At 45.1% G+C, this 13,642-nt stretch carries 8 protein-coding genes; all 8 read right to left on the bottom strand.

From position 1 onward, the window contains the following. Window positions 1-414 (bottom strand): GTP-binding protein (locus tag L2755_RS21015; RefSeq protein ID WP_248982600.1); only part of this gene is annotated, 414 nt, incomplete at its 3' end. Window positions 415-496: 82 nt separating this feature from the next. Then, complete coding sequence (gene fusA / locus L2755_RS21010) at window positions 497-2,593, bottom strand: elongation factor G (protein WP_248982599.1); 2,097 nt, start codon at window positions 2,591-2,593, stop codon at window positions 497-499. A gap of 75 nt (window positions 2,594-2,668) precedes the next feature. Beyond that, entirely contained in the window at window positions 2,669-3,139 is a 471-nt protein-coding gene (gene rpsG / locus L2755_RS21005; protein WP_202287039.1) for a 30S ribosomal protein S7, read from the bottom strand. A gap of 80 nt (window positions 3,140-3,219) precedes the next feature. Further along, window positions 3,220-3,594, bottom strand: a complete 375-nt coding sequence (gene rpsL, locus L2755_RS21000) for a 30S ribosomal protein S12 (RefSeq protein ID WP_101088981.1) — start codon at window positions 3,592-3,594, stop codon at window positions 3,220-3,222. 189 nt (window positions 3,595-3,783) lie between these two features. Beyond that, window positions 3,784-7,998, bottom strand: coding sequence for a DNA-directed RNA polymerase subunit beta' (rpoC, locus tag L2755_RS20995; protein ID WP_248982598.1), 4,215 nt, complete (start codon window positions 7,996-7,998; stop codon window positions 3,784-3,786). A gap of 80 nt (window positions 7,999-8,078) precedes the next feature. Further along, a complete protein-coding gene (gene rpoB, locus L2755_RS20990; RefSeq protein WP_248982597.1) occupies window positions 8,079-12,146 on the bottom strand; it encodes a DNA-directed RNA polymerase subunit beta in 4,068 nt (1,355 codons plus the stop codon). Between the two features lie 240 nt (window positions 12,147-12,386). Beyond that, on the bottom strand, window positions 12,387-12,752 hold the full coding sequence (rplL, locus tag L2755_RS20985) for a 50S ribosomal protein L7/L12 (RefSeq protein WP_248982596.1): 366 nt from the start codon (window positions 12,750-12,752) through the stop codon (window positions 12,387-12,389). A gap of 56 nt (window positions 12,753-12,808) precedes the next feature. Further along, window positions 12,809-13,306 carry a 50S ribosomal protein L10 gene (rplJ, locus tag L2755_RS20980; RefSeq protein WP_248982595.1) on the bottom strand — a complete coding sequence of 166 codons (498 nt, stop codon included), beginning with the start codon at window positions 13,304-13,306 and terminating at the stop codon, window positions 12,809-12,811. Window positions 13,307-13,642: the final 336 nt, after the last annotated feature.

Raw genomic sequence — 13,642 nt, 5'->3', positions numbered from 1 at the left:
ACACTTGTTCATGAATACGATGATGAATGGTACGCCAACCTGACGTGAAAGCAGGATGTGCTCACGTGTTTGTGGCATTGGACCATCTGTAGAAGCAACTACTAGAATCGCGCCATCCATTTGAGCAGCACCAGTAATCATGTTTTTAACATAATCGGCGTGACCAGGACAATCTACGTGTGCGTAGTGACGTGCAGGTGTGTCATATTCGATGTGAGAAGTATTAATTGTAATACCGCGCTCACGCTCTTCTGGAGCGTTATCGATTTGTGCGAAATCTTTGATTTCACCACCGTAAGTCTTTGCTAAAACAGCAGAGATAGCAGCAGTCAGAGTTGTTTTACCATGGTCAACGTGTCCAATGGTACCAACGTTTACGTGCGGTTTATTACGTTCAAATTTTTCTTTAGCCACGATATATTCCTTTCTTTTCAGAAATGCTCGGCTAAAAACCGAGCAATAGCAATTAAGTATATCAACAATAGCGCGAGTCGGCTTAGCCTCTCGCTTCCATTATTGCTTTAGTAACATTTTGCGGTGCATCAGAGTACTTCAAGAACTCCATAGAGTATGAAGCACGCCCCTGAGTGGCAGAGCGCAAATCAGTTGCATAACCGAACATTTCAGATAATGGTACTGTTGCATGCACAAGTTTAACACCTGCAATTCCATCGTCCATACCTTCAATCAGGCCGCGACGACGGTTTAAGTCTCCAACTACATCACCCATATGCTTCTCAGGTGTGGTAACTTCGACTTTCATACAAGGTTCAAGCAAGGCAGGGTCTGCTTCAAGCGCACCCTTTCTAAAGCCCATTGAACCGGCGACTTTAAAGGCCATTTCGTTCGAGTCCACATCATGATATGAACCGTCAAATAACGTAACCTTTACGTCTAGAATAGGGAAGCCGGCTAATACGCCACTCTTCATCTGCTCTTGAATACCTTTATCTACCGCTGGGATGTATTCCTTTGGAACGGCACCACCAACAATTTCGTTGACAAATTCATAACCAAAACCCTCTTCTTGCGGTTCCAGCTTCAACCAAACATGACCGAATTGACCTCGACCACCTGATTGACGTATGAACTTGCCTTCAACTTCCACGGTTGCGCGGATAGTCTCACGATAAGCAACTTGAGGTTTACCTACATTACAACTAACACCAAATTCTCGACGCATACGGTCAACAATAATGTCTAAGTGTAGCTCACCCATACCAGAGATAAGTGTTTGACCTGATTCTTCATCAGTCTCGACACGGAACGATGGATCTTCGGCAGCTAACTTTTGTAGTGCCATCCCCATCTTATCCTGGTCCGCTTTGGTTCTTGGTTCAACGGCGATCGTAATAACCGGCTCAGGAAACTCCATTCGCTCGAGTACTACTTTATGATCGATATCGCACAATGTATCACCCGTTGTCACGTCTTTCAGACCAATAGCAGCAGCGATGTCGCCAGCGCGTACTTCTTTAATCTCTTGACGATCATTGGCGTGCATTTGCACCATACGACCAATACGTTCACGCTTTTGCTTAACAGAGTTATATACGCCTGAACCTGCTGCCAATACACCTGAATAAACACGCATAAAGGTTAAGGTTCCCACGAAGGGGTCTGTTGCAATCTTAAATGCTAGTGCTGCGAAAGGCGCATTATCGTCCGCTGGACGTTCTGTTTCTTTCTCATTGTCATCCACTCCCTTAATTGCAGGAACTTCGACCGGTGATGGTAGATAATCTACCACAGCATCGAGCACCGCTTGCACACCTTTGTTCTTAAAAGCAGAACCACAGGTGACCAAAACGATTTCGTTATTTAAGGTACGCTTACGTAATGCCTCTTTGATCTCAACTTCTGAAAGTTCTCCATCTTCAAGGTACTTTTCCATCAGTTCGTCAGAAGCTTCCGCTGCACTCTCAACCAAATACTCGCGCATCTCTGCTGCTTTATCGGCTAAGTCGGCTGGGATCTCTTCATAGTTGAAAGTCATTCCCTGATCTTCTTCAGACCAGTTAATTGCTTTCATCTTGATCAAATCAACAACACCTTTGAACTCCTCTTCTGCACCAATATTCATTTGAATAGGGACACAAGTTGCTCCAAGACGGTTACGGATCTGTTCGACTACGCTATCAAAGTCTGCGCCTGCACGGTCCATCTTATTGATGAAAACCATACGAGGGACATGATACTTATCAGCTTGACGCCAAACAGTCTCAGATTGAGGTTCTACCCCAGATGAACCACAGAATACCACCACAGCACCATCTAAGACTCGTAGTGAACGTTCTACTTCAATAGTGAAGTCAACGTGACCAGGAGTATCAATGATGTTGATACGGTGTTCAGTAAACTGCGCATCCATTCCACGCCAGAAAGTAGTCGTTGCGGCTGATGTGATGGTAATCCCACGTTCCTGTTCTTGTTCCATCCAATCCATAGTGGCTGCGCCATCATGGACTTCACCGATCTTATGCGACCGACCGGTGTAGAATAAAATACGTTCAGTAGTGGTGGTTTTACCAGCGTCAACATGAGCGACAATACCGATATTACGATAACGCTCAATTGGAGTTGTACGAGCCACGATTTGTACCCTCTTAGCTAAAACCTGAGTGTTAGCAATGCAAGTAAGGCGTGGGACAAAGCCCACGCCAAGATATTACCAGCGGTAATGAGCAAACGCTTTGTTTGCTTCTGCCATACGATGCACGTCTTCGCGCTTCTTAACAGCAGTACCTTTGTTTTCTGATGCGTCTAACATTTCACCGGCTAGACGTAACGCCATAGATTTTTCACCACGCTTACGTGCAGCTTCAACCAACCAGCGCATCGCTAGTGCGTTACGACGCACTGGACGAACTTCACATGGTACCTGGTATGTAGAACCACCAACACGACGAGACTTAACCTCGACTGATGGACGTACATTGTCCAGGGCTGCTTCAAGGATAACTAGATGATCTTCGCCTTTCTTTTCGAAAGCGGTATCTAGTGCCTTGTAAATAATTTTTTCTGCAGTCGACTTTTTGCCGTCCTGCATAATGACGTTGATGAACTTAGCCAGCAACTCACTGTTGAACTTTGGATCTGGTAGGATTTTACGTTGTCCTACAACGCGACGTCTTGGCATAACAATTTCTCCGTATGCTTCAGGGACCCCAAAACTGGAATCTCAATAAAAACTAGCTTGGCCTTACTTAACGGAAAACGTTAAGACTTAGGACGCTTAGCACCGTACTTTGAACGACCTTGACGACGTTCACTTACGCCAGCGCAATCTAAAGCGCCACGTACGGTGTGGTAACGCACACCCGGTAAGTCTTTTACACGACCGCCACGGATTAGAATTACACTGTGTTCCTGCAGGTTGTGGCCTTCACCGCCGATGTACGAAGTAACTTCGAAACCGTTAGTTAGACGCACACGAGCTACTTTACGTAGTGCAGAGTTAGGTTTTTTTGGTGTGGTTGTGTATACGCGAGTACAAACACCACGTTTTTGTGGACACGCTTCCAACGCTGGCACATTAGTCTTATCGACTTTAGGTGCGCGTGGCTTACGTACCAACTGGTTTACAGTTGCCATGTATAGCTCCGAATCAGTTGACTAAATCAACAGTAAGGTGTGAAAAATCTATATCCCACAGGTGTGGGACGCGAAATTTTAGAAGTGTATGGCGTTAGTGTCAAGAAATAGACAACTTTTAACCAATTTAAAGTAAAAAAAAGGCGCTAAAGGCGCCTTTTTTACAATCTATTTACTTTTCAGACTGAATTAATCAGAACTTCCAGCTAGATTTAGTAGATCAGCAAGGTTCTGCTCAGCTTCACTTGCACTAATTGTTGGTGCTTCAGTCGACGTTGGCTTCGCCGCTTCTGCCGCACGCTTCTGGTGGTATGCGTAACCCGTACCAGCAGGGATCAAACGACCCACAATTACGTTCTCTTTAAGACCGCGCAATTTATCTTTCTTACCACCAACAGCGGCTTCAGTAAGAACACGAGTGGTCTCCTGGAACGACGCTGCAGAGATGAAAGATTCAGTTGCTAGAGACGCCTTGGTAATACCAAGAAGTTCGCGATCAAAGGTCACTAACTGCTTACCTTGTGCTTCAAGTTCGCGGTTAGCGATCTTAACGCGTGCTACTTCAGCTTGCTCACCGGCAAGGAAGTCACTATCACCGGCATTAGTGATCAAACACTTACGCAGCATCTGGCGAATAATCACCTCGATGTGCTTATCGTTGATCTTAACACCCTGTAGACGGTAAACATCTTGCACTTCATTTACGATGTAGTTTGCCACATTGTGGATACCACGTAGACGTAGAATGTCGTGTGCAGCTTCTGCACCATCAGCAATAACTTCACCACGTTCGACTTTTTCACCTTCGAACACGTTAAGGTTACGCCACTTAGGGATCATCTCTTCGTAGTGATCGCCACCTTCAGCAGGTGTTATCACTAGACGACGCTTACCTTTGGTTTCTTTACCGAACGAGATAGTTCCCGAAACTTCAGCAAGAATAGCAGGCTCTTTTGGCTTACGCGCTTCGAACAAGTCGGCTACGCGTGGTAGACCACCGGTAATATCACGAGTCTTAGACGATTCTTGAGGAATACGAGCTAATGCGTCACCAACGTTAATTGATGCGTTATCGTCAAGGTTTACAATCGCATTGCCAGGCAAGAAGTATTGCGCTGGTACTTCAGTACCAGGGATCTTCAAGTCGCCGCCATCAGCAGCAACTAGACGGATCATAGGACGCATCTCTTTACCGGCTGTTGGACGTTGTGCAACATCTAATACTACGATAGATGATAGACCCGTAAGTTCGTCTGTTTGACGTGTCATAGTGACGTTTTCAATCATATCGACAAACTTAGTACTACCCGCCACTTCTGTGATAATCGGGTGAGTATGTGGATCCCAGTTAGCGATGATCTCGCCAGCTGCTACAGCTGTATCTTCTAGTTTTTCTAGAATAGTACCGTATGGCACCTTATAACGCTCTTTCTCACGACCTAGCTCATCAATAATGGCTAGCTCTGACGAACGCGATACGATAACCAATTTGCCATTGCTGTTGGTTACATGCTTAGCATTGTGCAGCTTTAGAGTACCCGCGTTCTTAACTTGAACGTTGTTCTCTGCTGACGCACGAGATGCTGCACCACCAATGTGGAAGGTACGCATCGTAAGCTGTGTACCAGGCTCACCAATTGACTGAGCCGCAACAACACCGATTGCTTCACCTTGGTTGATGATATGACCACGAGCCAAATCACGACCGTAACAAGCAGCACACACACCGAAGTCTGTATCACAGCTAATCACTGAGCGAACAATCATTTCATCGATAGAGTTCTCTTCGATGATGTTACACCAAGCTTCATCAAGCAGTGTATTACGTGGCACAAGTACTTCTTCAGTACCCGGCTTAAATACATCTTGAGCAACAACACGGCCTAGAACACGTTCGCGTAACGGTTCAACAACATCACCACCTTCAATAAGCGGTTTCATTGTTAGACCTTCGAACGTGCCACAATCTTCTTCAATGACAACTAAATCTTGTGCAACGTCTACTAGACGACGAGTCAGGTAACCAGAGTTAGCTGTCTTCAATGCCGTATCCGCAAGACCTTTACGCGCACCGTGAGTAGAAATAAAGTACTGAGATACGTTAAGACCTTCACGGAAGTTAGCGGTAATCGGTGTTTCGATAATTGAGCCATCAGGCTTAGCCATCAGACCACGCATACCCGCTAGCTGACGAATCTGTGCAGCACTACCACGAGCACCAGAATCGGCCATCATGTAGATACTGTTGAAAGACTCTTGCTGCTCTTCTACGCCATCACGGTTAATCACTGTCTCTGTTGACAGGTTATCCATCATCGCTTTAGATACTTTTTCGTTGGCACTTGCCCAGATATCGATGACCTTGTTGTAACGCTCACCGGCTGTTACTAGACCTGACTGGAACTGCTCTTGAATCTCAAGAACTTCCGCTTCAGCGTCTGCAACTAGCGTGTACTTCTCATCTGGAATAACCATATCATTGATACCTACAGAGGCACCTGACACAGTTGCATAATGGAAACCGGTATACATCAATTGGTCAGCAAAGATAACGGTATCTTTAAGACCTAGTTGACGGTAACAAGTATTCAATAGCTTAGAGATCTGCTTCTTACCCATATTCTGGTTAACCAGATCATAAGATAAGCCTTTAGGCAGAATCGTTGAAAGCAATGCACGACCGACTGTAGTATCAACGATACGACGAGTCTTAACTTTTTCGCCAGCTTCGTTAATCTGGGTTTCGGTAATACGTACCTTAACGCGAGCATGCAATTCAACAAATCCGGTGCGGTAAGCTTTTTCAGCTTCAGCCACATCAGCAAATGCCATGCCTTCACCCTTGCCGTTAATTCGCTCACGACTCGTGTAGTACAGACCCAATACAACATCCCGAGACGGTGTAATCACCGGCTCGCCGTTTGCTGGCGATAGAATGTTGTTAGTAGACATCATTAGTGAACGCGCTTCTAGCTGAGCTTCCAGCGTTAGCGGCACGTGCACAGCCATTTGGTCACCATCGAAATCGGCGTTGTATGCCGCACAAACCAATGGGTGAAGCTGAATCGCTTTACCTTCGATGAGTACTGGCTCAAATGCCTGGATACCTAGTCTGTGCAGTGTTGGTGCACGGTTAAGCATCACTGGGTGTTCACGAATTACATCGTCTAGAACATCCCATACTTCAGGTACTTCACGCTCAACCATCTTCTTAGCAGCTTTGATGGTAGTCGCTAAGCCACGACCTTCTAGCTTGCCATAGATGAATGGCTTAAATAGCTCTAGTGCCATCTTCTTAGGAAGACCACACTGATGTAAGCGAAGCGTTGGACCTACGGTAATTACCGAACGACCAGAATAATCAACACGCTTACCTAGCAAGTTCTGACGGAAACGACCTTGCTTACCTTTGATCATATCGGCCAAAGATTTAAGCGGACGCTTGTTAGAACCCGTAATAGCACGACCACGACGACCGTTATCTAATAGCGCATCAACAGATTCTTGCAACATACGCTTTTCGTTACGTACGATGATATCTGGAGCAGCTAGATCTAACAGACGCTTTAGACGGTTGTTACGGTTGATGACACGACGGTAAAGGTCGTTCAAATCAGAGGTAGCAAAACGTCCGCCATCTAGTGGAACTAGAGGACGTAGATCAGGTGGCAGTACTGGCAACACTTTAAGGATCATCCACTCAGGCTTGTTACCTGATTGGAAGAATGCCTCAACAAGCTTAAGACGCTTAGTGATCTTCTTACGACGAGTCTCAGAGTTGATTGATGGCAATTCTTCGCGCATCATCTCAATTTCTTTCTCAAGCTCGATAGCACGTAGCAATTCTAGAACTGCTTCAGCACCCATCTTAGCTTCGAATTCATCACCGTACTCTTCCAATGCATCCAGATAGTTTTCTTCTGTTAGCATTTGACCGCGTTCAAGACTGGTCATGCCAGGCTCGATGACGACGAAAGATTCGAAGTAAAGTACACGTTCGATATCACGAAGAGTCATATCTAGCATCAAACCGATGCGAGACGGCAGTGACTTCAAGAACCAAATGTGTGCCACTGGGCTTGCAAGATCGATGTGACCCATACGCTCACGACGTACTTTAGTCTGTGTAACTTCAACGCCACACTTTTCACAGATCACACCACGGTGCTTAAGACGTTTATACTTACCGCATAAACATTCGTAATCTTTTACTGGACCAAAAATACGCGCACAGAACAGACCTTCACGTTCAGGCTTGAATGTACGGTAGTTGATGGTTTCTGGCTTCTTAACTTCACCAAAAGACCAAGAACGGATCAAATCAGGTGACGCTAAGCCAATCTTGATTCCATCAAATTCTTCAGTCTTGCTTTGCTGTTTCAGAAACTTTAATAAGTCTTTCACGTTTCTCTCCTGAAGGAGTTAAATCGGGTGCCCTGCTAATGCAGAGCACCGATTTTGCCAAATAGAGGCGGGAACCAGTTTTACTTGGTATCCAACTCAATGTTGATACCGAGTGAACGGATCTCTTTCAACAATACGTTGAAAGATTCAGGCATACCTGGTTGCATCTGATAGTTACCGTCGACGATGTTCTTATACATCTGAGTACGACCGTTCACATCATCTGACTTAACAGTTAGCATTTCCTGAAGGGTATATGCTGCACCGTAAGCTTCAAGTGCCCATACTTCCATCTCACCGAAACGCTGACCACCGAACTGTGCTTTACCACCCAATGGCTGCTGAGTAACAAGACTGTACGAACCGGTAGAACGGGCGTGCATCTTATCGTCAACCAAGTGGTTAAGCTTGAGCATGTACATGTAACCAACGGTTACTTTACGCTCAAATTCGTTACCAGTACGACCATCACACAGCGTTAGCTGACCTGATGTAGGTAGACCAGCAAGAGCAAGCATCTGCTTGATCTCTTTCTCTTTGGCACCATCAAACGCAGGTGTCGCAATTGGCACACCACCTTTAAGGTTTTTAGCAAGACGCAAGATTTCATCATCAGTGAATGAATCGATATCGACTTTTTGAATTACTTCGTCGCCCAATTCATAAACTTCTTTGATGTATCCGCGCAGTTCTGCCAATTCGCGCTGCTCTTCAAGCATTTCAGCAATACGGTTACCGATACCTTTAGCTGCAGCACCCATATGAACTTCAAGTACTTGACCAATGTTCATACGTGACGGTACACCTAGTGGGTTCAATACGATATCCACTGGGTTACCTTTGTCATCGTAAGGCATGTCTTCAACAGGACAAATCTTAGAGATTACACCCTTGTTACCGTGACGACCTGCCATCTTATCACCAGGCTGGATAGTACGCTTAACTGCAAGGTAAACCTTAACAATCTTCAGTACGCCAGGTGCTAAATCATCACCTTGAGTGATCTTACGACGCTTAACTTCAAACTTCTTATCGAAATCTGCTTTTAGCTCTTCCGCTTGCTCAGCTAATTGCTCTAGCTCAGTTTGCTTACCTTCATCATCGATGGTTTGAACCAACAACTGTGAACGTGGAATCGCATTAAGTTGCTCTTCGGTAAAACCTTCACCTAATAATAGGTTGCGGGCACGACCAAGAACACCTTCTTCAAGAATCTGGAACTCTTCAGTCAAATCCTTCTTCGCTTCCGCGATGTGCAACTCTTCGATTTCAACAGCACGCTTATCTTTATCAACGCCGTCACGAGTAAATACTTGAACGTCGATGATAGTACCTTTAACAGAGTTAGGTACACGCAATGAACTGTCTTTAACGTCAGAGGCTTTTTCACCGAAAATAGCTCGGAGGAGTTTCTCTTCTGGAGTCAGCTGTGTTTCACCCTTAGGTGTCACTTTACCAACGAGGATGTCGCCACCCTTAACTTCTGCACCGATATAAACGATACCTGATTCATCTAGCTTAGAAAGCGCAGACTCACCGACGTTTGGAATATCAGCAGTGATCTCTTCGCTACCCAACTTAGTATCACGAGCGATACAAGAAAGTTCTTGAATATGGATAGTCGTGAAACGATCTTCCATAGCCACACGCTCAGAGATAAGGATTGAATCCTCAAAGTTGTAACCGTTCCAAGGCATGAACGCGATACGCATGTTCTGACCAAGAGCCAAATCACCTAAATCGGTAGATGGGCCATCGGCTAGTATGTCACCAACTCTAGTCTTTTGGCCTGCTTTATTGCGCAAGAGACCAACAACAGGATCGCCAACAGAACAACAAGGGCGCTGATTAATACAGGTGTTCTGGTTAGAACGGGTGTATTTAGTCAAGTTGTAAATATCGATACCCGCTTCGCCAGGAGTCAGCTCAGCTTCATCAACTTTTACAACAATACGACCAGCATCGACATAATCGACAACACCACTACGTAGAGCTTCAACAACCACGCCAGAGTCAACAGCTAGAGTACGCTCAATACCAGTACCTACTAGTGGCTTATCAGCCCTAAGTGTTGGTACGGCTTGACGCTGCATGTTTGCACCCATCAAGGCACGGTTAGCATCATCGTGTTCTAGGAACGGAATTAGCGATGCCGCAACAGAAATAATCTGTTGTGGTGAAACATCCATATACTGGATATCAGCTGCACCCATAAAGGTAGAATCACCTTTATGACGACAAGCAATAAGCTCGTCCATCATGCGGCCTGTCTCATCAAGCTGTACGATTGCCTGTGCAATAACGTAACGGCCTTCTTCAATAGCTGACAAGTAATCTACTTCGTCAGTTACGACACCATCAACGACCTTGCGGTAAGGTGTTTCAAGGAAACCATAGTTGTTTGTACGGGCAAAGGTTGCCAACGAGTTGATCAAACCAATGTTTGGACCTTCCGGCGTTTCGATTGGACATAGACGACCATAGTGCGTCGGATGCACATCTCGAACTTCGAAACCAGCACGTTCACGCGTCAAACCACCAGGGCCAAGCGCAGAAATACGACGCTTATGCGTCACTTCTGATAGCGGGTTGTTCTGATCCATGAATTGTGAAAGCTGTGAAGAGCCAAAGAATTCTTTAACAGCGGCAGAGATTGGCTTAGCGTTGATCAGATCCTGAGGCATAAGCTCATTTAGATCGCCAAGGCTCAAACGCTCACGTACGGCACGTTCTACACGAACTAGACCAACACGGAACTGGTTTTCAGCCATTTCACCAACACTACGGATACGACGGTTACCAAGGTGATCAATATCATCAACTTCATCAAATCCATTACGGATGGCGATGATGTTTTTCATCACGGCAACGATATCTTCTTTAGAAAGGATACCCGTACCTTCGTCATCATCAATGCTGAGACGACGGTTGAACTTCATACGACCTACTTTAGACAGGTCATAGCGTTCTTCACTGAAGAAAAGGTTATTAAATAACGCTTCTGCAGCATCTTTAGTTGGTGGCTCACCTGGGCGCATCATACGATAGATTTCAACAAGCGCTTCTAAGCGGTTAGTTGTTGAGTCTATACGTAGAGTGTCAGACATATAAGCACCGTTATCAAGCTCGTTGATAAACAGTGTGCTTACTTCTTTAATGCCAGCAAGTGAAAGCTTTGCAAGATCTTCTAGGCCAATTTCTGCGTTTGCAGAAACCAAAACTTCACCGGTATCTGGATCAATATAGTCTTGACCAGAAATCTTGCCTACGATGTACTCAACTGGTACTTCAAGCTCGGTAGTCTTAGTCTTTTCTAGTTGACGAATATGACGCGCAGTAATACGGCGTCCTTTCTCAACAAGAACAGTTCCATCGGCTTCTTTAATATCATAGCTTGCTGTTTCGCCACGTAGACGGTCAGCAACAAGATCCATGACTAATGAATCTTTCTTGATCTTAAAGTTTACCCGATCGAAGAACAGGTCAAGAATGTCTTGAGTCGAATAATCTAATGCGCGCAGGATGATCGTGGCAGCCAATTTACGGCGGCGGTCAATACGAACAAACAATGCATCTTTAGGATCGAATTCAAAGTCTAACCAAGAACCACGGTAAGGAATAATACGTGCATTATAAAGCACCTTACCTGAAGAGTGGGTTTTACCACGGTCATGATCGAAGAATACGCCCGGGCTACGGTGTAGCTGAGATACGATAACACGCTCAGTACCATTAATGACAAAGGTACCGTTGTTAGTCATGAGAGGGATATCTCCCATGTAGACTTCTTGTTCTTTAATATCTTTTACTGTGCCAGGTGCCGCTTCACGGTCATATAGCACCATACGCAATTTAACGCGCAATGGAGCCGCATATGTAATACCGCGGATTTGACACTCTTTCACATCAAAAACTGGCTCGCCTAGTTTGTAGCTGACATATTGCAGCTCCGAGTTACCAGAAAAGCTCTTGATGGGAAAAACGCTACGGAAAGCGGCTTCAAAACCACGCTCACCTGTAGGATCTTGATCGGTGAACTTCTTAAAAGAGTCCAACTGGATTGACAAAAGGTAAGGGATGTCCAGAACTTGTGGACGTTTACCGAAGTCTTTGCGAATACGCTTCTTTTCAGAATAGGAGTAAACCATGGGTTTCCTCTGATTGCGAGATGTGACCAAGACTGAAACAATCATCATGATTGAAACAGCGCGTTTGCCCATCACCGTTGAAAGCAAGAACCTAACCAGTAATCTCTGTTAGGGACTGCGAAATCTGGCGACAAACGGTGAAAAAAAAATCGCCTACGCTTACAGCGCAAAAAAGGCCGACGGTTAAAAAACCGCCAGCCTCCGCCCGATAAATCGGGTGGTCGTAAGTTAGAGTATAACTTACTTGATTTCTACTGAAGCGCCAGTGGCTTCAAGTTCAGTCTTAAGAGTTTCAGCTTCTTCTTTGCTGATAGCTTCTTTAACTGGAGTTGGAGCAGCTTCAGCCATAGCTTTTGCTTCTTTAAGGCCTAGACCTGTAGCGCTACGAAGAGCTTTAATGACTTTAACTTTGTTCTCACCGAAAGAAGTAAGAATAACGTCAAATTCTGTTTGCTCTTCAGCAACAGCAGCATCGCCACCACCAGAAACAACAGCAGCAGCAGCTGAAACGCCGAACTTCTCTTCCATTGACTCGATTAGTTCAACAACATCCATTACAGACATTTCTGCAATAGCTTCTAAGATTTGGTCTTTTGTGATAGACATAACAAAAAATTCCTAATTGTACTGAATTCAATTTAATTAAGCGGCTAATAAAATTATTAAGCTGCTTCTTTCTGATCGCGTAGAGCGGCCAATGTACGAACCAACTTGCCAGCAGATGCTTCTTTTAGAGTCATCATGAACTGAGCTAGTGCTTCTTCGTATGTTGGTAGCTTTGCTAAACGATCAATATTTTCTGCAGGGATTAATTCCCCTTCAAAGGCTGCTGCTTTGATTTCAAACATCTCTTGTGACTTGGCGAAATCTTTAAGAAGACGCGCTGCTGCACCTGGGTGCTCAGTAGAGAATGCAATCAAAGTAGGACCAGTGAACGTATCGCTAAGGCACTCAAAATCAGTACCAGCGACAGCGCGTTTAACGAGTGTGTTACGTACAACTCTAATGTACACACCAGCTTCACGAGCTGCTTTACGAAGACCGGTCATATCACCTACAGTTACACCGCGTGAATCGGCTACAACTGCAGACAAAGCACCTTTGGCAGCTTCGGCGACTTCAGCAACAATCGCTTTTTTGTCTTCGAGTCCTAATGCCATTGGCTTTACTCCTGGATTCTATCTAGGGAAAATCCCTAGCAATTACCATGCTAAATATCTATTGATACCTAGCGACTTACGGCGCGAAAAGATCCAGCAGAATAAAATCTATCTGGGGTCCGACACCGTCTACGTAGGAGATTAAGTTAGTTATTCAACTAACACCTACGGTCTTGGACGGAGACTAATTTCCAATCAATAAAGATTAGATCAAAGTCTCAACCCTACAAAGCTCGCGTATTAGTCTATAATGCGCGCACTTTGTAGGGTTGAGACTTTGATCTAATCTTTATTGATTGGAAATTAGTCTCCGTCCAAGACCGTAGGTGTTAGTTG

Origin of the sequence: Shewanella abyssi, from assembly GCF_023284025.1 — a bacterium.
Lineage (GTDB): Bacteria > Pseudomonadota > Gammaproteobacteria > Enterobacterales > Shewanellaceae > Shewanella > Shewanella abyssi.
This window is presented reverse-complemented; position numbering and strand designations above follow the sequence as displayed.